Here is a 21,875-nt window from a genome sequence, read left to right on the forward strand (position 1 = left end):
ATTCAGACAAGAGGACAGACCCATGACCAATCCCCAGATCGACTATGCCGCAATGGCGGCTCAGTGGCGTGCAGAGCGCGAAACCACATTGAAGGCATCCCGAACGGAGCTGCTCGCGCAACTACGTGCGCTTGGCATCAGCGAGGTCACTGCCGAATACGAAGGGTATGGCGACTCCGGCAATGTCGAGGATGTGACGGTGCAGCCTGCAGAGGTCCAACTGCCGGAGGCGCTTGCCACAGAGGTTGGCGACTTCGGCTGGTCGCTCGCCTATCACCATCACCCGGGGTTCGAAAACAACGAGGGCGGCTATGGCACGCTGACCTGGGACATAGCACTAGACAGCATCATCCTCGATCACGCGGACCGCTATGTCGAATGCTCGCACAGCTATGACGAGGGGCTTTGAGATGGCCCATCCGCTTCATCATGCTGAAAGCTCTGCCCGGAAATTCGGCGGGGTGCCGTCTGACTATCAGGCTGTGCACGATTGGTTCGATGCCTCGAAAGAGCACCTCGCGCTCTTCACGCACCGCGCCATGCGTCACCATGCGCAAGGCCTGTTTGAGGCCGAACGGGTTTTTGGCCTGACACTGACCAATAGTGCGGGCCGCGACATCCCCGTGCGCTGGATCGGCGAGCAGCATATCCGTGAAGACTGCCAGGGCCGCATCCCGAGCATGGCGGACTGGCTGCGACGGATACAGCCTGAGCCATGGATGGCCAATGGCCACATCGACCGGCATTCCGGCGATGAGCCCTGCGGCGACCCAAGGGTTGCCTGGGCCTCCGAGGTCGCCGCCGGAAGAACGGTTCTTGGCCTGAAGGATTGGATGGCGGCGCGCGCGACGCAAGCCACGCAAGGTGCCTGACAGCTCTCGGCCGTTGGCCAAACAAATGCTGCATGGAAGCCCGGTTGGACGACCGGGCTTCTTGCGTCGTTTCCCCACCATTCTTCTTGAGGAGGTTCGCATGAAACTCGATGAAATCAAGGCGGCCGTTGATGCCGGCCAGACCTTGCATTGGGCGAATACCGGCTACGTTGTCCACAAGGACCGGCTCGGTCAGTACCTCATCACCTATGTGCCGAATGGTAGCTGCATCGGTCTGACCGACCGGGGCGGGCACCAGTTGAACGGAAAAGAAACGGAGTTCTTCGTCGCGCAATCGAAGGACGCCGCAGAAAATCCGGGCAACCAATCAAGACCAGACGGGCAGGGGAGGGGCGTAGCACCCGGAGGCGCGGGGGCATTCCCACCCGGACGGCAGCTTTGACCCGTGGGCGGGGCTGAAAGGAAAGCAGGCTTTCTGATTTGTGATCCCTCAAGGGGTCGAGAAAGCAATCCCGGATGCGTTGGCAAAAACGTCAGGCACCGGCCAATCCAAAAGGAACCATCCCATGTTCGCAGGAACCCTCACCCGCAATGTCGAGACCGCAGCCGCTCAGTACACCGGCATGATCCACTCGACGCGCTTTGACATCGCCATCCAGTTGGAGGCGCGGGCCAGGATGTCTGAACGCAGCCCGGATTTTGACGTGACGGCAGTCAACAAATCAGGCCGCAAGGTGCGCATCGGCACGGCCTGGAACGAGACCGGCAATACCAGCGGCAACCCCTACATCTCGATGCAGATCGATGTCGGCTTGGGTCCGTTCCGGGTCAACGCGGTGCAGACGAAAGAGGCGCGCGCGGCCCAAAGCGGCGAATTTGAGATCATCCCGCTGGTCTCGAACGGCCTGATGAAATCCGGCTCGATCTCGGGCGAGCTCACCGCCATGGACGCCGACAACGCCTTCACCGGCTACATCGCCAACATGATGTTCGATCTGGAGTTCATGCTGATCGAGAACAGCTACAAATCCGAGGAGACCCACCCCGATTACCGGATCGAGGTCAGCTCGCCCCGCGGCAAGCCGATCCGGGTCGGCTCGGCCTGGATGGCGAAGAGCAGCCGGACCGGCAACGACTACCTGTCGCTGCTGATCAACACACCCGACGGCGATCTGCGCGTCAACGCCGTGCAGAACGAAGAACAGCGCGGCGGGCAGACTTTCTCGATCATCCCGTTCATCGACAGCGGTGAGCAGCCGCAGGACGCGGGCACGGGGCTGTCGCTGGTCGCGTGATCAACGCGCGAGATTAGACGATCTGAACCGAAAGGGGGAGCCGTGGGACCACGGTTCCCCTTTTTCCATGTCCGTTTGCGTGAAGGACGTCACCCGCTTGCGATCTGGTGTAAATGCGATACAATAATATATTATCGCAATATCGAGGGCGGGCGCGTGGCGGCTAGATCAGGGACGGTTCCATGGTTCGAGAGCTTTGATGTTGAGGCAGAGGTTGCAGATCTCCTCGCCCATATCGAGCGCTGCACCGCATTTGCGCTACCCGCCCGACAGCGCGCCGTCATCATGTCCCATGCAACGGCGAAGCTCGACAAGAACCGGCAGGCGTATTTGGACGCCAAGGCAGCAGGAAAGTCGGTATCCACCTCGCGGCGTGCGTATCTGACCGACCTGCAGGACACGATCTTCATGGCGATCCCGGAGGAGAACCTTGCGCTGATGCCGCTGAGCGAACAGGTCCTGAACGACCCTTCATTTTACGCGGACGCTATGCACAGTGCCGCTGCGATCAGCAGGGATGAGCTTTTCATGGCGTTGTCCTCATCGCTGAACGATATGACGGTCCAAGACGCTCGGGCGTTTGTCTCGAAGCTGTGGCACAGCACGATCGATGACAATTCCCGCAAGTATGCCGAAGCCCTGAAGCGCCCCGAGCGTGAACCGCAGCCCTTTCGCCCGGGGAACACCGTGTAAGATCGGAGCCATTCTCTTGGCTTGAGCCGTACCGAAGTTGGCCGCCTCGAACCCCCTTTCCTGGAGGTGGCATCCTGTGCAGCGTGCGAAAGCCGTTGAAGGTGCTGTGGTGACGTCTACTGTCGCCAACATGATGAACCGGGATCACATGCGCGCCTTCTTGCGGCGCGCCGCGGCGCTTGCCGCTTTTGTCGCACTGCTCTGGGCGGTCCAGGTCGTCAATTGGATCACCGGCTACGGCTTGAACCCGGCCTTCGGCCTGAGCCCCCGGCACGTCAGCGGATTGGATGGTGTCATCACCATGCCCCTCCTGCATGGAAGCTTCGCGCACCTTATGGCCAATACGCCGCCGCTCTTGGTGATGGGTGGGCTGCTGGTGGCCACGACCACGCGAGCCTTGCTGCCTGTGAACGCCGTGGTGATCGGCCTCGGCGGTGGTCTCGTCTGGCTGTTCGGAAGCTCCGCCATCCATATCGGTGCGTCAGGGCTCGTCTTCGGCTGGTTCGGCTTCCTCGTCGCGCGCGGCTTCGTGGATCGCTCATTGACCACGCTGGGCGCGGCATTGGTGGTCGGTGTCCTCTATGGCTCCATTCTCTGGGGTGTTCTTCCGGGCCAACCCGGTGTGTCGTGGGAAGCGCATCTCTTCGGTGTCATCGCGGGCGTGGCCGCGGCGTTACTGGTCCGAACGCATGTCCATGCGCCACGCTTGGGCGACGTCGATCTGGAATGAAGCAGTACGCCCGACGTGGTCTGCCCATTGCGGACGGTTGGCTTTGCCAATGCGGTTCACCAAAGCGACCGTTCATCCTTTCTGCATCGAAACCGAAAGGGCGGTCTCGACCATGCGAGATATAGCCGTTGTATGGCAGGCGGCAGCTTCGGAGGAGCAGGACAGAAACGGTGGCTCAGGACCGGGGCGGGGCAAACGACCATCGGATCCGTTACTATGTCAGGACCTGCGGAGAAAGTGCAGGCGTTTTTCGATTTCGGCCGGGGGCAGGAACACAGTGCGGTCATCCCGCCAAAGCTCAAGGGCCGAGATCAGCAGGTCGGCTTCGCAAACGTCGGCCGCACGCAATTCGTCGATGATCCAGAGCACGCCATGCACCCGCACACTGCGCGCAACGGCAACCTTCCGCAGGTTCGCGTCGCCTGTCAGCAAAATCCCGTTCTCGTGACAAGTCGCGGTCACCAATGCAAAACAGTCGTTCGCCGAAAGACCGCTGTGCTCCCGCTTGATCGCAAACACCTCGGCGACCTCCTCACCGGGCAGGTCATATGTCGCCAGACCTCCATCCTCGAGCATACGCCATTCCTGTGGTGTGAAGTCGAGCAGCTCTTCCAAGCGGATCGGCAAGGGCACTATGAACTGGTAGGGCAGCTGCAGAAGGACATGAAGCAACTGCCCCTTGCGGAGGTCGATCAGGCATGACGCGTCGTTGACGACAATGCAGGTCAATGTTCGCGCGGCCCCCGGATTTCACGTTCTATGATGTTCAGGGGCAGACCAAGCATCTGCGCCGCACGGACCGGGGAAATCAGTTCTTCGCCAAGGGCACGCCAGACCAGACGCTGAAAGCGTTGAGGGGCCTCGAACGCCGCAAACCCCTCTCCCTCTTTGATCGGCTCGGGTTCAACGGTTCGCCATTTGCGGGCGTAAGTCTTGAAGGCATATTCTACAGCTGCTTCTGACAGAACGCCGACCTGGCGAAGCCGCATAAGCATCGCTGCGGCTGAAACGCCATAGGTCTGTTTGAGCCGCATGATCTCGTGATAGGTGACACTACGCGGGTGCTCACCAGTCATGGCGGTGAGGTGCTCTGCGGGTATCAGAAAAGCCCCTGCGAAACGGTTCATCGCCGGCTCCAGGCGCATCGATGGATTGCCGGTCCCGTCGATGATCCGATGAGCCAGCTCGTGTGCTAGGTTGAATCGCTTGCGCTCGACATTGGTCTGGCGCGCGACAACGATCACTTCGGTTCGTGGGCGATTTGCCCGCTCGACATGGCATGCCATGCCGTTGATCCGTTCCGGCAGATCGGTCTCGATGACCTTCAGCCCCTTGTCCTCGAGCAGCACGGTCATGCTGGGGATCGGATCTATCCCTAACTGCCATTTCGCCCGAACTTCCATCGCCTTTTTGTCGAGGGTGACATCGCTCTCGACATGGTCGATCCGGATTTCCGCAAAGGGATCATCCGACGGGTGAAGGCCAAGAATGTCCTCGATGGCGAGGTAGTCTTCCAACTTCCCGATCACGACCGCTTCAGCCTTGGCGCGATCCTGTGCCGAGGCGTTGGAGGTTTTGCGCCATTCAAGGGACTGAAGCGCCTCCACCTGACCGCCCATCAGGAAGTCCAGCGACACCCCGAGGGACTTGCTTAGGCCGACCAGCACGCCCGACGACGGCATCATCTTGTCTGCCTCGTATTTGCTGATGGCCTGCGCAGAAACGCCCGGGGTCACGCTCTCTGCGAGTGCCTGCATAGATAATCCTGCCTGCTTGCGGGCAAGCCTGAGCCTTTGTCCGAACATGGTTCTCTCCCATCGACTTCACGGCGGTTGATAAACGCCATATCTTTGTGTATATATAAACACAAGGTTGACAAAGCGTCAATGAAAATAGGGGTACAAAAGCCAAAATGACCAAGAAAAATCAACATGTTGTGCCTCATGCGAGCGGATGGGCTGTCAGGGGTGAAGGTAACGGGCGCGCCACCTCAGTTCACGGCACGCAGCGTGAGGCGATCAGCGCGGCACGTGAAGTCGCGATCCGGCAAGGCAGCGAAATGCTGATCCATGGCGAGAACGGCCGCATTCGTGAACGCAACACATATGGCAAGGACCCTTATCCGCCGAAAGGCTGATGGGCAAAAGCGGGATGGACGTTCGGATGAGCAGCCGCGAGAGTAACAGGCAAATACGGCGTATCCTCTCCATCGATGGTGGCGGGATCAAGGGCACAATGCCTGCTGCCTTCCTCGCGGGACTCGAGGAAGACTTGGGCGAGCCCATCGGGCGCTATTTTGATCTGATCGCCGGCACGTCGACCGGTGGCATCATCGCACTGGGCCTGGGCCTCGGTCGCACCGCAAAAGAGCTGCTGGAGCTTTACGAGCGTCGCGGGCCTGTCATCTTCGGCCAAGACAATGCGGATGTTGAGGTGCCGGGCTGGATGCGGAGGGCTTGGCGCACCCTCACCGCTACAGGCCGACACGCTGTCGGACCAAAGCACGATGCGGCAATTCTTGCCCGGGAGCTGAGGGCCGTCGTGAACGACGATCTGATCGGGCAATCACAGACCCGGTTGGTGATCCCGGCATGGGATGCCGATCTCCGAAGCCCCTATATTTACAAGACCGCGCATCACACACGCCTGCAAACGGATTATCGCAAGACTGCGCTGGATGCCGCTCTGGCCACGGCGGCCGCGCCCACGTATTTCAAGCGGCATCGCACGGTCGATGACATCGGCCTGACCGATGGTGGAACTTGGGCCAACAACCCCACGGCCATTGCCGTCGTCGAAGCCATCACCCTTCTGGGGTGGCATCCGTCAGACCTCCGCATTTTGAGCCTGGGTTGCTTGGATGAGGTCTACATGCTGCCCGAAAGCCCGGGTTTTGCAGGGCTCGGCCTCAAAGTCCTCAACCTCTACGCGGATGGGCAATCACACGGCGCCCTCGGCATGGCAAAGCTCCTGACGGGTCACCCTTACGACGGGGATCGCATCTACCGCGTCTCGCCGTCCGTCCCGAGTGGGTTTTTCACTTTGGACGACACCACGAAGATCGGCCGCCTCAAGGGCCTCGGCATGTCGGAAGCCCGAAAGGCGAAGCCCCACCTGACCCCGATCTTCTTTACAAAACCCGCCGATGCCTTCGTGCCGGTCCATCAACTCAAGGAGGACGCGGCATGAACCAGATGTTGCGACAGCCGCTGACCGACAACGATATTCGTCGGCGCACGCAGATATTCACTATATTGGACGAGATTGGCGAAGATCTGGATCTCACTGAAACCCAGTTTGATCGTGCCCGCCAGAGCTATGGTGCGGTTGGGGACTGGTTGTCGGGATCGACCGATCCGCTGCTTGTCAGCGTCATGGTCTACCTTCACGGGTCCAGCGCGCTCGGAACGGCCGTGAAACCGATCGGGCGCCGGGAATTCGATGTCGATCTGATATGCTTCTGTGCAGGTATCGCGTCCAGCATCTCCCCGGAGGTCCTGAAGGCGGCGGTTGGCAACCGGTTGAAGGAACACGCGACCTACGTGCGGCTTCTCGAAGAAAAGAAGCGCTGCTGGCGTCTCAACTATGCGGGGGATTTCCACCTCGACCTGTCCCCGACCATCGCGAACCCGGCCTGCTTCAACCGGGGTGAACTGGTGCCCGACCGAGCTTTGAAGGCGTGGCATCCGACAAACCCGCGGGCCTACAAGACCCTGTTCGATGAGCGTGCTGCACTTCGCCCCACCTTTGCCGGCAAGCTTGTCGCCATGCAGCGGGATGAGGCGACGGTAGAGCCGTTCCCCGTTAGAGAAGCAGTGAAGGGCATCCTTCGCCGCATCGTCCAATTGCTCAAACGGCACCGGGACGTTTTCTATGAAGACAGCACGGAAGACGTCGCCCCGATTTCGATCATCATCACCACGCTCGCGATGCAGGCTTATGCGTATTGCGTGCGGCGGCATGTCTTCGAGGACGAGATGGATGTGGTGGTCGAAACGATCCGGATGATGCCGCACTTCATCGAGCGCCCCATTCTGGACGGACAACAGAGCTATGCCATCCTGAACGAGACAACCGATGGGGAAAATTTCGCGGACAACTGGAACAAGGATGCGCGGTGCGCTTCGGCATTCTACGCGTGGCACGCACAAGCCTTTTCTGACTTCGAGGCTCTTCGTGATGCGGTTGGTCAGGACCGTTTGTCTTTGAACATGGAGCGTTCGTTCGGCCCCGGTGTCACCGGACGGGTTCTCGGAAAACGCATCAATGCGGTGTCGGATGGCCGCAAATCAGGCCTGCTTTCCGTCGCACCGCTGATCGGGTTGACGACATCACAGGTCGCCGCATCAACGGCCGTTCCCGCCAACACGTTCTTCGGCGACCAATGAAGAGATCCGGCCGAAATCAGGACCTGACCCTGTCACAGCAACTGCTGTTTCTGAAGGCCAACCCGGCAATCGGAGGTGGGGGAACGGTCCGCACAAACAAGCTGACATGGCAAGTGCCCATACAGCCGACCGCCTTGGCGCGCTCCTATCTTGCCACCGTCACGTATCGACCGGGTCAAACGCCCGACGTTCAGATAGACGATCCGGACCTTGAACTGCTCGCAGACGGGCGACCTTTGCCTCATGTTTACAGGGATCCGCTTCGTCTTTGCCTCTATCTTCCGGGAACACGTGAGTGGGAGGCACGAAAGCGGATCGACCAGACAGTCATTCCGTGGACCTACCTCTGGCTCTACTATTTCGAGGACTGGCTTTGGTCTGACGACTGGAAAGGTGAAGGACGACACCCCGGTGACGAACCAGTACCTGCTGGAAACCGGGCGCTGCGCAGGGCGGTGGCCCGACCCTCAAGGGTGATTTCTGTCCCTCGTTGAGCACTTCAGCGCATGCATCACGCTAGCACAGTCAGAACCCCCGGGCAAACCCAACTCGTTTCGGCACGTTTGTGGCTGATCGCGGGAGCAGCCGTTCGCTGCGCTCCGCCGAACGGCAAAGGAGGGCTCACAGCCGACCTGCGGCAGCGCCGCTTGATCCCCACGTTCGTCATGGGTTGAATGTCAGCTTTTGACCCCGACGCATGAACGGTTCGCAGCTATGGCGAAGGTCTGGAGTCCGCCGATCACGTCGAATGCCTGGACAAGCAATCCCTATAGTCGGCAGCGTAGTCCCTGCACATCAACCGTGGCCAGAGCCTTACGGCCTCCCCTGCTCGGCTTCGCGTGTCGCAGGGGAGAACGGCCCTTCGGTCCGTCGCGCATTCGGCCATGCGGCCTCACCGCGGCGTCGCACCCGGCATCCCGGTTTGCCCGCCTCGCGAGCACGTCCCTCCCCGGCCGCTCCGCCGGATTGCGCTCTGGTCTGTTTTGGCCTGAGACCAAAACGATCCCGCCGCTTCATCCGTCTTCCGCGTCCGGTCGGGCCGTTTGCCTGCTCGGGTCGGGCAAACCTGCCGTCAAAACACACACACATGAGCGCGGAAGCATATCCTCCGGATGGCCCCCAAATCAGCCCGCGTCAAGGATCGCAAAACTTTTCGGCGAGGGCGGGGCCTGTGGCGGGGGCGGTCCCGTGCGCGAGCGCGCGCATGTGTCGGGTGCTGCGCGCGGAAAACTTTTGCGCCCGGCAAGCCGGCGGCTGCGCCGTCCCTGACCCGGGCAGATTCGGAAACCAGACATTCGGCCATGCCCCCACACTCACGTGGTGGCTCTATAACCGAACACTGGAGACCAGACATGGCTTACGACACCGCAAACACCTACGAGACCATCGAACTTTTCGGGCTGACCGAGAGGGACGCGCAGCTCCCGATCCCGGAGGATCACGTCCTGACCGACCACATCATCCGCGAGAGCTTCGAGGCTTTGCTCGGTCAGCTGCGCGGGACCGGGCTTGAAGCCGAAATCGAACCGCTGGCCCATGGGCTCGCGACGATCCTGCAGCGGCGCAATGTGGCGCTTGGCAAGGAGGTCGACCGCACCGCCGACAAGATCGGCGCGCTGGCAAAATCCCACGACGGATCGGAGATCGCCGAGACCGCGCTCGAAGAGGCGCAGGCCCGCTTCGTGCAGCTGCGCGAGATCGTCAGCGCCATCGAGGTGATGAGCGAGGCGGCGGCGGAATGCTACGAGATTGAAACGGGCCACGCCTTCATCCCGGCGGCAGGCTCCCGCGCAAGCGTCCGGGCGCAAGAGACCGGGGCGGTCTTCGAGGCACGGCAGCTCCTGGAGCAGCACGACCGCGAGACTGCCGAGAAATCGAAAGTTGAGGGGGTTCCCCTGATCGTCTCAGGCGCCACCGACTGGACCGATGTCGATGTGATCTTCAACACGCTCGACAAGGTTCGCGAACGCATCAAGCAGAACCGCAATCAGGAGATCTTCCTCTGCCACAAGGGTGGCAAGCACGGGGCGGAGATGATTGCGGCTCGGTGGGCCCGGGCACGCGGGGTCGCGCAGGCGCGCTTTGATCCTCGCTGGTCCGCGCATGGGCGGGCGGCACCGTTCAAGTGCAACGACGAAATGCTGGACGACAAGTTCGCGGCGACGGGGGTTGTTCTCTTCGGTGGCAACGGGGTCGCGCTGAACCTCGGGCAGAAGGCGGAAGCGAAAGGCCTGACGGTCATGCGGGTTGCTGACCCGGCGAAGAAGGCGTCGCAGGATTGAAGAGAGGGGGCCGCGCTTGGCGCGGCCCTTTCGTCATGTCTCATGGCGCGTGCGATCGGTCATGCGTGATCGGCAGTCTGCAGCGGCCGGCACTGCCATCCCTCTACCCAGTCCGTCAGAGTGCGGCCCATCCGCATCGGTACGGGATGGGGATGGTGAGCCCATGACGCACATCGTCAGCAGCGCAAGACGCGAGGGGTCGAGACGTCGCACATGAGGCTGAAGACCTGCACGTCCCTCGGGGCGTGTTTCGGAACATCGCATCCACGCGGGCGGGCTCCGTCAGCACCCCGGCCAGGCTCGGCGGGACGCGGACGCGGAAGGTGGCGGCTGCGTGATGGCAAGGGTCATCCGGATCACTCCTTTTTGCTCATAGATGTGGATCGCACGGGGTCGGCCCGTCCGTGCCCTCCGCTCCCGCTTCGGCAAGCACAAATACGGCTTCCACGGCTGGCCGCGGACCCTCCGCATTTGCGCTTGCGACCGGGCCTCTTGCCCCCGTGCTGGATGATCCCCATCGCAACAAGGAGTAACCCAAATGACCAACCACTACGTCGCCACCGTCCCCGTCAAGTTCACCGACACCGATGGCCAGGAGCGCACCCGTTTTCAGCGCGTGGGTGCGATGTTCCGCAACACCCGCAACGGGGACGGCGCGGAGTTCTTCAGCCTCAAGCTCGACTTCCCGGTCGCGGTCTCGGAGCTGGTGATGTTCCCACCGAGCGCGAAAGATCCCCAGGACTAAATCCTCTGACGAGGATGGGCCGCCCCAGCACGATCTTGGGGCGGCCCGATCCCTGTTCCAGGGATGCCGGTCCCTGCGCGTTCAACGGACGCACTCCGCCCGGAATGATCAGGCCGCGACAGACCGGCCAGTCAGCCTCAAGGGGGCCATCCACAAAAACCTATCGGCCAGGGCCTCCCGGTTTTTGCGGCAGAGATTTGGCAAGCCAAATCTGGCCCTCCTTGACCCTGCCTGTCCGCCCTGTCGGTGGGGTTTGCGCCCGCCCGCGGTTCCGTCCGAACACATGCGTGTTCGGCCAGAGCCTCGGGCGGGGCTGGCGGACGGGACCCTTAGGGCAGGTGGGTCGCCCGGTGGTGAGGGCGGCAGAGCCGCGCCCCTGCGGGCTGCGGCGTGAAGCGGACACCAAGGCTGCCTGAGACTGAAAGCGACGTAAGTATATAATTGACATCTTGTTATATTATCGTAAGGTAGGGGCAGCCTTGGTGGAAGGTGGCAGGAAATAGGGGGTCTTTCTTCGCATGTCGCGCTCAAAACGTCTCTCAGATGCGGAACGCATGGAGATCGTTCGCGAAGCTGCGGAAGGTGTGACCACATCGGCCCTGGCGGAGCGGTTCGGCGTGTCGCCGCGGGCGATCCAATACACCTTGAAGGCAGATGCCGAGCGCCAGACGGATGCCGCAATTCCGGTCTCAGCGGTCAGTGTAAAGGTCACGGCTGCGGAGCTCGCGGCACTCGACGAGGTGCTGGCCGAGGCCGGGATCGAGAGCCGTGCCGAGGGGCTGCGGCGGCTCATTCAGGCGGCAGGCGGGGTGTTCGTTCCGGACGCGCAGATGGCGGCCGAGATGGCGCGCTACCGCGCCTCGCTGCATGAGGTCGGCAATGGGGTCGCGCAAATTGCCAAGCAGATGACGCGGGCCAACCGGCGGGAGCAGGGGGCCGTGGGGGGCGCGAGTGCCGAGTTTACCGAATTGCGCCTTGCGCAGATGCGCGGGCTGGCGAGGTTCATTCTGGATTCTGCAGACGAGATCGATCTGCTCCTGCGCCGCCGTCGAGACGCGATGCAGCTGCGGGCCACGGCCGCGCTGAGGGAGTTTGCCCATGCGGCTGAATGATGCCGTCCATGCCGTCACGGGCGAGGTCTTTCGGGATGGCTGGAGCCGCGTCCGGGGCTCGATGCAGGGGCTGCATGTCGCCAAGCAGACCCAGCTTACGCGCGCGGCAGCGGGGCATCGGCCAGCGGTCTTCAAGGCGATCCGGGGCGGGGGTACGCATACCAAATCACAGCTCGCAAACCAGCTCGATTACCTCACCACCAAGTCCACCCATATCGTGGACAGCAGTGGGTTTCTGGACGGCAAGGCGAAGCTCGAGGCCGGTGACATCAAGGACCTGACCGAGCGCTTTGCCAAACGGTGGGATGCGGGCTTCAAGCCCAAGCTCGGACAGACCACCCATATGCTCATGTCGTTCCCCATCGGCACGCGCGGCGAGGATGTGCGCGACATTGCGACGGACGTGGCCGAGCGGTTCTTCCAGACCGACGCGGGGCATTTCGACTACATTATCGCGGTGCATGAGGACCGCGATCACCCGCATGCGCATTTAGTGCTGAACCGCCGTTCGCAGGAAGGCGAGTTCTTCTTTCTGGGGCGCAACCATCGCTTCAACTATGATGATTTTCGCCTCGCCATGGTCGAGGAGGCGGAAAAGTATGGTGTGCGCCTGGAAGCCACGCGGCGGGTGGATCGCGGGGCTGTACATTACCCAGCCCCTACCCGCGAGGTCTACGCCGCGAAAGACGAGGGCCGCGCGCCCCGCGAGCGGGAACGCGTTGGGACCGACCTAGCCCGGACGCTGGCGGAGATCGCCAACACCAGAACCGTCTACCATTCGCTTGCCACGGAGGCCTCCCGCGAGGCCCGCGAGGATATTGCCGCGGCGCTATTTCGCGCGGGCGAGGTGCTGGCGCATGGCGGGCAGGTGGACCGAACAGGAGATGTGTATATGGCCGAGGATCAAAGTTTCGAGGACCTGAGAAGCCTCTATGCGGAGAAGCTCGCGCGGGTCCAGGGCATGATCGCCGAAAAATCTGACGCGGAACGTCCCGTGCTGGAAAAGCGCCTCATCGAGATCCAGACGCAGGTCCAGCACATGCAGCCCTTGGGGCTGCGATCATCCACGCTGTCAGAGACCCCCTCGGAGGGCGGGATCTATTCCGAAGCCAATATCGACGCCAGCCAGCGCGAGCGACTGGGGGAGCCCGACCTGAGATCGCGCATTGACGCGGCACTACGGGGCACCGGGATCAGCACATCGGAAGTGGTGGCCCGGATCGAGACGGGCGCGTCAAATGCAGCGCTCGAGCATCAATGGATCGCCAATGATCTCTCCAAAGTGGCCGAGGCGCGGAACCTGAACCTCGAGCGCCGCGCCGATCTGGAACAGGCGCGCGACATTCTCAACGATGTGCATGTCGCGCTTGGCACGCTTCTGGAACGGGAAAACGTGCTGCGCCGGGATGGTGTCATGGAAGCGGAACCGGTCAGCGAGCAGTTCCATTATCATGAGGGCGCAGTCCGGGCGATGGAAGGGACAATCCGTCAGGAAATGCGCGCAGACGGCCTCACCGCGCAGCAGATCGAGGATCGGGACTGGGAGGTTGTCTCACGGGCGGAGCGCCGGATCGAGACGGAGCAACGCGCGTATCTCGAAGCACACCCAGACCTGCTCGCACGCCCAGGCGATGTGATCGACCGGTCTGAACCCTACAGGGAGATCATCACCGATGCGGCCCGCGCCAGCGAGATCACCCGCGAGGTCGACCGGATCATGGAGGGACGCGACCTCCGCACGCCTGTTGCGGATGCTGTCGCGGATGACTTGCGCGCGCGCTATCCGGACATGCCGTCCCACCTCGCCCGTGGGCTCGGCGCGACCTATGCCGCTGTCGTCGAGATACGGGACACGGACGCCATTAATCAGGTCCGCCGCGAAACCGAGTTACGCGACGGGATTGGGGTTGGCACACGCGACGAAGCTTTCGCAGCCCGCGATGAAACGGCGATGCGGTCTGATGAACGTGCCGACCGTCTTGCAGAGGAGATTGTGCGTGTCCTGGACCATGAGCGGGCCGGGGAGCTGTCCGCGCCCTTCGAGACCGAGGCGGAGCGGGACGCTTTCCGCGGCGAGATCGCGCGGGTGTTGGATGACCGCCAACTGGGCCGGCTCACATCCGGCGATGCCGATGCGCTGGACAAGGTTCTCGAGGACCGTCTCGACCGGCTCTATGTCGCCAAGGTCTACCTGCAATCCAATGCGGCGACGGCCAACACCGAGGCCTTGCGCCAGGTGGTCGATGAACTTGCCGACGCCGAGTATGAAAAACACCGCACTACAGACGTGGATGGCGAGAGCGAGCGGGGACAGGTCCATTGAGCGCCTCCATGGGAAAAGCGCGGATCGCGACCGGTGTGCTTCTCGTCACGCTGGTGACCGGGGCCATGGGCTATACCATCGCCTCGGCGGTGCTGACCTACCAGGATCTCGGCTTCGGGGCCGAGATCGACTTTGCCTATATCGCGCAGAACTATCTGGCGATCCTGGACCGCCGCCCGGAGGACGCGCAACTTATTCACCTGATCATCGGCAGCTTCGCTGCCGCCGGCCTCATGCTGAGCCTCGCCCTCTCGGGGTCCGCCCTGACACGCTTTGGCCAGACCCATTGGCAGAGTGCGCGCGAGATGAAGGCCAACGGGTTTTTCGGCGCGCCCGGCACCGGCTTCATCCTCGGCAAGCTCGGTTCCCCGAAGTCCCGCGCCAAGTACATCTGCTCCAAGGTCTTCCCGCATGCGCTGATCGTGGCGCCGACGGGCCGGGGCAAGACCTCCGGGTTCGTCATTCCGAACCTGCTGACCTGGCAAGGCTCCGCCGTGACGCTCGATGTGAAGGGGGAGTGTTTCGAGGCCACGGCCCGCCACCGTGCGGCCCAAGGCGACAAGGTCTATCGCTTTGCCCCCACCGATTGGGAGGGAAAGCGCACGCATCGCTACAACCCGCTCCTGCGTATCTTTGAGCTGAAAGATCCCGCGCGCCAGCAGATGGAACTGCAGCTCCTGGCGACGCTCTTCCTGCAAAGCGACAATGACCGGGTGCAGGGCCTCCTCAAAGGCGGGATCGATCTCTTTGTGGCGGCAGGACTGCTGGCCTTCCAGCGCAAGCGCCCCACCTTGGGCGAGATCTACCGCATCGCGGCCTCCGGAGGGAACAAGCAGAAGGAGTATTTCGCGCGGGGGCATGAGGTCGATAACAGGGCCGCCAAGCTGATCTTCACGCGGCTCGCCTCGACCAACAACGACACGCTGACCTCTTACGTCTCGCTCCTGATGACCTCGGGGCTCGATCAATGGCAGAACCCGGCCATCGATGAAGCGACGGCAGTCTCGGACTTTGATTTCCGGACGATCCGCAAGAAGCCCTTTTCAGTCTATCTCGTGGTCCAGCCGCTGATGGTGAAACCGCTCGCGCCGCTGATCCGCCTCTTCTTCTCCGATCTTCTTTCCGCCATGCAGGAAAAAGACCCCGGCCCCGACGAGCCCTGGCCGGTGATGATCATGCTCGATGAGTTCAATCGCTTGGGCAAAATGCCCATCGTGGTCGAGAGCATCGAGACCCTGCGGACCTATCGTGGTCATCTGGCAGTGGTCACCCAAACCATCCCCGCCCTCGATGAAATCTATGGCGAGAACACCCGCCGCGCCTTGCAGGGGAATGCGGGCGTGAAGCTCTACCTGACGCCCTCCGATGAAAAGACCGTCGAAGAGTTGAGCAAGGCTGTCGGCAAGACCACGAAGACCGTGGTCACGCGGTCTCAGTCCATCGGCAAGAACCCCTTCGAAGGGCGCAGCCAGTCGACCCGGACCGAAGAAAGTTCGTTGCTCCCCGAAGACGAGGCCCGCCGCCTGCCGCTCGACGAGATCGTCATGGTCATCGATGCGCAAATGCCTGTCCGGGCAAAACGGATCCAGTACTTCGACGACCGACTCTTCAAAGCGATCCACGCGGCACAGTCGGGCGAGTTGCCGTTTCCGGAGCCGGGGGGAGGGGGGCCGCAGGGCACTCTGCCGCTAAGTGTGCGCGCCATGCCGATGAGGCCGCCACCGGACGGGTCAGGCGGATCTGAGGCCGACGTTGAGGCCGCACGCCAGGCTGCTGATGGCCAATCTTCAGTGCAAACCGATGTCGCCACAAAGAAGACAGCACCCGTCGTTCAAGCTGTCGTCGCAGAGGAACAGCGGCAGATGGAGATGGATTTTGAGGGCCAGGTTGCGGATTCCGACACAGTGGATGATGAGGCGCAGATGCGCTCTGCAGTCGATGGCTTGAACGACATGGAAGCGATGCTGCAGGAGGAGGGTGGCAAAAAGCCAATTCACCGGTAGGGCGGTGGGCATGGTCTGACGGTCATAGAGGGCGGGAAGCGGAAGTTCGCTGCGGGTGCATCACTGATGGTTCTGCGCTACACAAGCAGACTTTGGATTGAGTGGACCCTGGCGCGAGTCGCTACAGTGGCAATTGCTTTAACGCGGAAACAAGCGTGAGCCGAGGCACACCCTCATCTGAAGTGATATCCGTTTCGCCGGAGTGGACTACCAACCTTTGTGTTGCTCCAACTGCATTGCATCCAATCGCAAAACCTTTTTTCGCCTTCGCATCTGAATTCACCTTAATCTCGATTGCGTAGATCGCGTCGCTCGAACACCTCAGGACGAGGTCGATCTCGTTTTTCTCGTTGTCTCGATAGAACGCAGGCGTCGCATTACCATTTGAAGCATTGACGATCGCCTCGACTGCGAAGCTCTCCCAACTGTGTCCAAGTGCGTGGTGCCTCGAAAGCTGTTCCGTTGACCGAATGCCAAGAGCAGCGTGCAGCAAACCACAGTCTCTGACGTAGAAAACCGGCATGGAGTTGAGACTCTGATTGCTTCCGGCTGGCCAGTTCGGCAAGCGACGTATGAGGCCTGTCCTTTCAAGTAGGTTTAGTGATTTTCTGATACTCTCTCTCTTCACAGAAAGGTTCTTTGCACAATTCGCATCGTCAAATTGCTCGCCGTTGGTGTTGGCGACATACTGAAAGACATCAGGGAGACGATCACTTGCATCGATGCCCCAACAGTCCAGATCTTGATTGAGCAGAGAAGCAAGGTAATTCAATCTCCAGTTGAAGCTTTGCTCGTCGCTATCTGCATATAGACTCTCGGGAAGTCCACCGCGTAGCCAAAGGGCTTCTTTGCTCCACACGGGCGCATTGATGGATTGGGCTTGAGGGGCCGTGGTGCTCGACGGACCCTGAGTAGTCATCAGCGGTTTGCTATCGTTTAAATGTTCTATGACTTGGATCGGCGTAAGCTCCAAGTCTGTCATTATCCCAATCAGTAAACTATTAAGCATTTGATCTGTCTTTGCATTTCGGCCCACTAGAATGAACCTGGGCGCGGAACGCTGGTGTTCGGTGCATGAGCGGATAATCGATTCTACTTTTGGTACTTGCGCCCCATCTATTGCGTCGACACACAGGACTTTCCCGCTGAATGCAGTGTGGATTTCTTGATGCGTCATGCAAACAAGCTGCTCCCCCGACATCACTGCTGAACCATCGTCCATTTCGGCGGCCAGAGCTGACAACAGAGAGGTTCGTCCAGCCCTCGGAAGAGCTCGAAGAAGAACGACCCCGCTATGAAGCAGTTTTGACCGTAGCGTGTTCTGAGAGGCTCGAGCAATCACCACGCCTAGGGCCTCGTCACGTCCATTACGAAGACTTCAACGTCGCCTTTCTTGGCCACGACGCTGTTTTCGATGAGAGCAAGTCTAAGCTCTTCTGCAGAAGCTGGGGGTTTCGCGCCACCGGTCGGTGATTTTGGCTTCTTGTTTTGCGGGACTTCGGGGCCAAACCAAAACACAAGGTAAATACCTTTGCGCTCAGCACGCCAATCGTTGCTGTATAACCTGTCGAGTTGTGTGTCCGCGGCGTGCCAGAGGTCCTTGTGCCATTGCCCCTTGACTTCAATGGGTAACATCAGCCGTTTAATTGTGCACCGTATGTCTGCGCGCTTGTCATCGGCGAGATGGCCTTCTGGCTCACAGAGAATTCCGTACGGATAGTCCCCAAGCATCTTCAAGAGAGTGTCTCGGCAGTCTTCTTCGTCCTTGGGAACGTCGTCCATAAAAAAGTCTTTGTACCAATCAACTGGGTGGGACCGAACTTTGCGTTGTGCTTCAAGTAACTCTTCCAGAACAACTGCTTGAAGTTGATCCATTGTTTGCGGTTGCCCATCGTTGAGCACTGACTCGAGATCGGCAAGTCTGGGAGGCACATAATTTTCTTCGACAACCTTTTGCGCCTGTTCTGCAAGGGTCCTCTTCAGGTAGTTTGTATAGCCATCCTCAGGTGCGTCACAAAGCGCGCGCAGTTCTTCAACTGCTTCGTCCGAAGTTAAGCCCCCAAGGCGATTAATCAGTGTACCCAGATAGTCTGCAGCGTCCCAAGGATTTGCGTCGCCCGTTGTCCCGCCACTGGGATGAGGCACGTTCGACCAAAGCTTTCGAAAGCATCGTATGATCCAAGAAAGCTGCGCGGCAGAAAGTGGTACCGGCTGACCTTCATCTCGGCGTCGACCGAAACGAGATCGCAAGTGCCAAAGGAAGTCGCGGTCATCACGCCGCGCGCCTAAAATCTCTTCTTGAACAGCTTCATAGTCGACAAATAATGCAACCGCGTCCCAGTCAGAGCGCCGTTCATTATCGTCGATATTGCTCGCTCTACGTTTGCCGACATATTGTTTCAAAAACCTGAAATCGCCAGCTGCTATGACACAGTCGATAAGCTCTGTTTCTGCTCGATGCGACATGTTCGGAAACCGTTCGAGCCATTCACATGCCAGGTTGGTCGCCATGTCATCGCCAGTCGTGCCACGGGCAATCTCATAGAGCCCATCAACGTGTCCCTTTTGGGCTTCCAACTGTGGTTCCACTCGCAAGCGCCAAAACTTCTCCCAAAGCCCTGGTCTGCTCTTGATTTCTCTCTCCACAACTTCAGAAACTTTGTCGATTTTGGCATGATCCAAAATATGGGTGAATCGAATTTCAAGAAGAACAGCGAGTAGCCTCTCGTCAGACAGATCATCAAAAGGCCTATTGTTGCGAACCCTCTCAGCAGCTGCAGCGACGAAAATATATGCGGCGTCCCAGCGCTTGCTTTCGGCGTAGGAAGTAGCAATTTCTTGCGCGGATGGCGTTGATCTTTCATTCGAAAGAAAAGCTTCGAAGCCTTCGAACGCAGCAGCTTGAAGTTCCTGGCCCAACCATTGCTCAATCCGTTCATGGGCGGGCACGTCGTCGCCCATGTCCGAGAAAAGGTTCAAGTACGCCTTAGCAGGATTAACGACTTCGCCATATCGCCCGCCGCGAAGATCGTCGATGTGTTGGAGAAAGTTGGCTCGGTGCTCCGCCCAAGATTTCTGCTGTTTCTCGTTTCGTTTTCGGTCTCGATCTTCCTGTTCTATCTGCCAATCTGGAACCTGTGGGTTGGCTAGTTGTTGGAGGAAAGCCTGGCCATCTCTATCGATCGCGAAAGGAATGGCTGCTTTGCGCACGCTCTCTCCGCGTTCCTCATCGTGCGGGCATAAGCTTACGAGGTCCTTCCAGCGGTCTCCTTCGGCCTCGGCCAAAGGGTCAAGACACTCTAGAAGGGCAATGATATCGCCTTCATCTGGGTACAGCCCGTTGAGTCTGTCTCTGAGCCTCCAACCCCGCATCCAGACCGTCTTGGAGCCATCCTCTTCCAACAATGCAAAACGCTGAATTTTTCGTCTCGCATAAATGTTATTTTTCAGCCAGTTTGAGATTGCTTTCTGAGAATCGTCTCGAAAGCCACGATATTCTCCAATAGACGATAGCCACTTCCATAGTTTAATCGGGTCGACATTACCCAAAGCCAAGCGTCTTTCGGTTAGCGCATAGACCACGTTGATGGCATCTGAGTTCTCGAAACGATCGAAGTTTTTGCCGAGCAGGGCACTGAGGTAGTCGGCCAAAATGTCGAGAACGGGTTCGATCCGTTCATCCGGAAGCCGTTTCTCTAAACCCCACAGCACCCCACCGATCCTATGTCGCGGTTTGTGAGGAAGTGCACACAGGCTGAGCCCGCTAAACGCTACGATTAACTCAACGATTTGGGTGTCCGTTGGACCTGCGAAGCTGATACCAGGAAGTAACTCCACCGCGAGTCGTAGCGAATTTTCATCCGCTAGACTGTGAAGATCTGCGAGCATCTGAGCCCAGTCAATCTCATCTTGTGACAAATCGGACAGTGCATCACCAGCTATTCGTCGTTCGTGGAACGTCACATTTGGATCAAGCACCATGTCTTTGAGGGTTCTAGAGAGCAAAGGCGCAACGGGGGACCCAAAAACCGAATGCAAGAGCATTGCTCTTAGAAAGAATGGCGTTGACCTAGATACAACTAAGTCTCTGATTTCTTTGTGAAGAGATGTCTTCGCAATACCTTTCAATGAGTGTGTCTTGTCAAAGTCATAGTACCTGGGGTCCCGGTCACCTAGGTCGAAGAGGGCTTCCAAAAGAGCACGCGACTGAGAATCCGAAAAGTCATCAGTGTCGCTATACTCCACCACTCCCATTGGATCGGCAGCAATAACATGCGTGGCCAGGCGAGCGTCTTGGGCAAGCCATGCGTGCACACCTCTCAGACTAGCGGGAACAAGCCCATATCCATGAAACAGCTTAAGCAGGCGTCGTCGTTTTCTGTCAGTTTCCGCCTTTTGCGCAAGCCAACGAGCCGCGAGGAACTCGCCAACGCTCCTGTGCGTGTAGCTGAACCTATCTGGGTCGCCCTCAACGTTGCTTGTGAGCAACCGACTGCCTAGGACCGCATCAAGAGCTTGCCGTGATGCCAGCATACCCACTTCCGTCAAAGAAAGATCATCTTGGTCCATCGCCGGAACAGGTGATCTGGAAACTGCTCTCTTGCCAGTTAGAATGAGAGAAGAAAATGCAGCCCCAGCAGCATCAAGAGCTTCGTTTTCACTTAACCTGGATAGCGAGGCATTCGGCTTTTGTTGACTGTGCTCGGCCCACAAATTCGCCACTGCAAGTCGGAACAGCGCCGCTTTCGAGGTGGGCAGTTCTTCACTGTTTGCGACCGCTCTAATCAACTTCAGCGTTTGAGGGTTGCCAAACAGCCCTTCAAGACCGTTTTCCTCAAAGTGGGCGAGAACAGCCTCGGCGCGGTCACCTTCCATATCCTTCGACAACAGACTACGGGCATCGTCTCTAGAGATTGGTTCCAGAAATAGCTCCAGTGGATCATTGCCATAGGCGTCCCCCATAGCTTGTACGCTCGTGGCGCTTCTCCAATCAGCCACTCGGCATGAAAGAATGAAGTTGGGAAACCCTGATTCTTCTAGAGAAGCTAGGACAGCATCGACAGCATCTCCTTCAGCTTGAACCGCTAATTCATCTAATGCGTCAATGACGAAGGTAGTCGCGTCACCCAAGAGACTTAAGGGATTGGTCGATCGGATCAGGCGTCTTGCGTGAACAAATTTGTAGCCAGCCTCTTGTCCGATTTCTTCTAGTAGTGTCGTCTTTCCCATTCCAGCATCGCCCAAAACGACGATGGGTTTCTTCCGGCCTAGAAGGTCAGCTTGGGGCAGCTCAAATATTTTGCCATCGGCGTCAACGCCGCTCAGTCGCCTCGCAATGATGGTGTCAGTCATGATCTTCTCTCACAAGCGCTTGCCGCACTGAACGTGACGCTGTTGTTTAATAGTAGAAGGCCCCGCATTGGTCTACAACGGCTGGAATGTTCGCCACGCAGAAAGATTCGAGTTATCTG

General features: G+C 59.5%; 19 protein-coding genes. 15 read left to right on the forward strand and 4 right to left on the reverse strand.

Going from position 1 to position 21,875, the window contains the following annotated elements:
• Positions 1-22: 22 nt before the first annotated feature.
• The 6 genes from PAF18_RS16485 to PAF18_RS16510 all read left to right on the forward strand — a co-directional run bounded on the left by PAF18_RS16485 (position 23) and on the right by PAF18_RS16510 (position 3,551).
• On the forward strand, positions 23-409 hold the full coding sequence (locus tag PAF18_RS16485) for a DUF6878 family protein (protein ID WP_271118284.1): 387 nt from the start codon (positions 23-25) through the stop codon (positions 407-409).
• Position 410: 1 nt separating this feature from the next.
• Positions 411-872, forward strand: a complete 462-nt coding sequence (locus tag PAF18_RS16490) for a DUF6915 family protein (RefSeq protein ID WP_271118285.1) — start codon at positions 411-413, stop codon at positions 870-872.
• A gap of 100 nt (positions 873-972) precedes the next feature.
• Entirely contained in the window at positions 973-1,275 is a 303-nt protein-coding gene (locus PAF18_RS16495) for a hypothetical protein (RefSeq protein WP_271118286.1), read from the forward strand.
• A 124-nt stretch (positions 1,276-1,399) separates the two neighbouring features.
• The gene (locus tag PAF18_RS16500; RefSeq protein WP_271118287.1) at positions 1,400-2,128 is read left to right on the forward strand and encodes a DUF736 family protein; all 729 of its coding nucleotides are present in this window, start codon (positions 1,400-1,402) and stop codon (positions 2,126-2,128) included.
• Between the two features lie 42 nt (positions 2,129-2,170).
• Positions 2,171-2,821, forward strand: coding sequence for a hypothetical protein (locus PAF18_RS16505; protein WP_271118288.1), 651 nt, complete (start codon positions 2,171-2,173; stop codon positions 2,819-2,821).
• Positions 2,822-2,951: 130 nt separating this feature from the next.
• Positions 2,952-3,551 (forward strand): rhomboid family intramembrane serine protease, encoded by a 600-nt coding sequence (locus tag PAF18_RS16510; protein ID WP_271118311.1) that lies wholly within the window; start codon positions 2,952-2,954, stop codon positions 3,549-3,551.
• Between the two features lie 219 nt (positions 3,552-3,770).
• Here PAF18_RS16510 and PAF18_RS16515 read toward each other — a convergent pair whose 3' ends face one another.
• The gene (locus tag PAF18_RS16515) at positions 3,771-4,280 is read right to left on the reverse strand and encodes a PIN domain-containing protein (protein ID WP_271118289.1); all 510 of its coding nucleotides are present in this window, start codon (positions 4,278-4,280) and stop codon (positions 3,771-3,773) included.
• The gene (locus tag PAF18_RS16520) at positions 4,277-5,308 is read right to left on the reverse strand and encodes a helix-turn-helix domain-containing protein (RefSeq protein WP_271118290.1); all 1,032 of its coding nucleotides are present in this window, start codon (positions 5,306-5,308) and stop codon (positions 4,277-4,279) included. The genes PAF18_RS16515 and PAF18_RS16520 overlap by 4 nt, the downstream gene beginning before the upstream one ends.
• Before the next feature lie 155 nt (positions 5,309-5,463).
• Here PAF18_RS16520 and PAF18_RS16525 point away from each other — a divergent pair, with 155 nt between their 5' ends.
• The 9 genes from PAF18_RS16525 to PAF18_RS16565 all read left to right on the forward strand — a co-directional run bounded on the left by PAF18_RS16525 (position 5,464) and on the right by PAF18_RS16565 (position 16,404).
• Positions 5,464-5,688 carry a DUF2188 domain-containing protein gene (locus PAF18_RS16525; RefSeq protein ID WP_271118291.1) on the forward strand — a complete coding sequence of 75 codons (225 nt, stop codon included), beginning with the start codon at positions 5,464-5,466 and terminating at the stop codon, positions 5,686-5,688.
• Positions 5,689-5,702: 14 nt separating this feature from the next.
• Positions 5,703-6,740, forward strand: coding sequence for a CBASS cGAMP-activated phospholipase (locus PAF18_RS16530; protein ID WP_271118312.1), 1,038 nt, complete (start codon positions 5,703-5,705; stop codon positions 6,738-6,740).
• Positions 6,737-7,939 carry a nucleotidyltransferase domain-containing protein gene (locus PAF18_RS16535; protein WP_271118292.1) on the forward strand — a complete coding sequence of 401 codons (1,203 nt, stop codon included), beginning with the start codon at positions 6,737-6,739 and terminating at the stop codon, positions 7,937-7,939. Before PAF18_RS16530 ends, PAF18_RS16535 begins: the two co-directional genes overlap by 4 nt.
• Complete coding sequence (locus PAF18_RS16540; protein WP_271118293.1) at positions 7,936-8,433, forward strand: type II CBASS E2 protein; 498 nt, start codon at positions 7,936-7,938, stop codon at positions 8,431-8,433. The genes PAF18_RS16535 and PAF18_RS16540 overlap by 4 nt, the downstream gene beginning before the upstream one ends.
• Before the next feature lie 858 nt (positions 8,434-9,291).
• On the forward strand, positions 9,292-10,221 hold the full coding sequence (locus PAF18_RS16545; protein ID WP_271118294.1) for a DUF2493 domain-containing protein: 930 nt from the start codon (positions 9,292-9,294) through the stop codon (positions 10,219-10,221).
• A gap of 538 nt (positions 10,222-10,759) precedes the next feature.
• Entirely contained in the window at positions 10,760-10,966 is a 207-nt protein-coding gene (locus tag PAF18_RS16550) for a hypothetical protein (protein WP_271118295.1), read from the forward strand.
• Positions 10,967-11,484: 518 nt separating this feature from the next.
• The gene (locus PAF18_RS16555) at positions 11,485-12,078 is read left to right on the forward strand and encodes a helix-turn-helix domain-containing protein (protein ID WP_054540830.1); all 594 of its coding nucleotides are present in this window, start codon (positions 11,485-11,487) and stop codon (positions 12,076-12,078) included.
• Positions 12,065-14,401 (forward strand): relaxase/mobilization nuclease domain-containing protein, encoded by a 2,337-nt coding sequence (locus tag PAF18_RS16560; RefSeq protein ID WP_271118296.1) that lies wholly within the window; start codon positions 12,065-12,067, stop codon positions 14,399-14,401. The genes PAF18_RS16555 and PAF18_RS16560 overlap by 14 nt, the downstream gene beginning before the upstream one ends.
• Before the next feature lie 8 nt (positions 14,402-14,409).
• Positions 14,410-16,404, forward strand: coding sequence for a type IV secretory system conjugative DNA transfer family protein (locus tag PAF18_RS16565; protein ID WP_271118313.1), 1,995 nt, complete (start codon positions 14,410-14,412; stop codon positions 16,402-16,404).
• Between the two features lie 121 nt (positions 16,405-16,525).
• Here the strand turns inward: PAF18_RS16565 and PAF18_RS16570 are convergent, their stop codons facing one another.
• Both PAF18_RS16570 and eruA read right to left on the reverse strand, forming a co-directional pair.
• Positions 16,526-17,647 carry an ATP-binding protein gene (locus PAF18_RS16570; RefSeq protein ID WP_271118297.1) on the reverse strand — a complete coding sequence of 374 codons (1,122 nt, stop codon included), beginning with the start codon at positions 17,645-17,647 and terminating at the stop codon, positions 16,526-16,528.
• A gap of 104 nt (positions 17,648-17,751) precedes the next feature.
• Positions 17,752-21,756, reverse strand: a complete 4,005-nt coding sequence (gene eruA / locus PAF18_RS16575) for an NACHT domain-containing antiphage protein EruA (RefSeq protein WP_271118298.1) — start codon at positions 21,754-21,756, stop codon at positions 17,752-17,754.
• Positions 21,757-21,875 lie beyond the last annotated feature (119 nt).

This window comes from Paracoccus sediminicola, assembly GCF_027912835.1.
Classification (GTDB): Bacteria; Pseudomonadota; Alphaproteobacteria; order Rhodobacterales; family Rhodobacteraceae; genus Paracoccus; species Paracoccus sediminicola.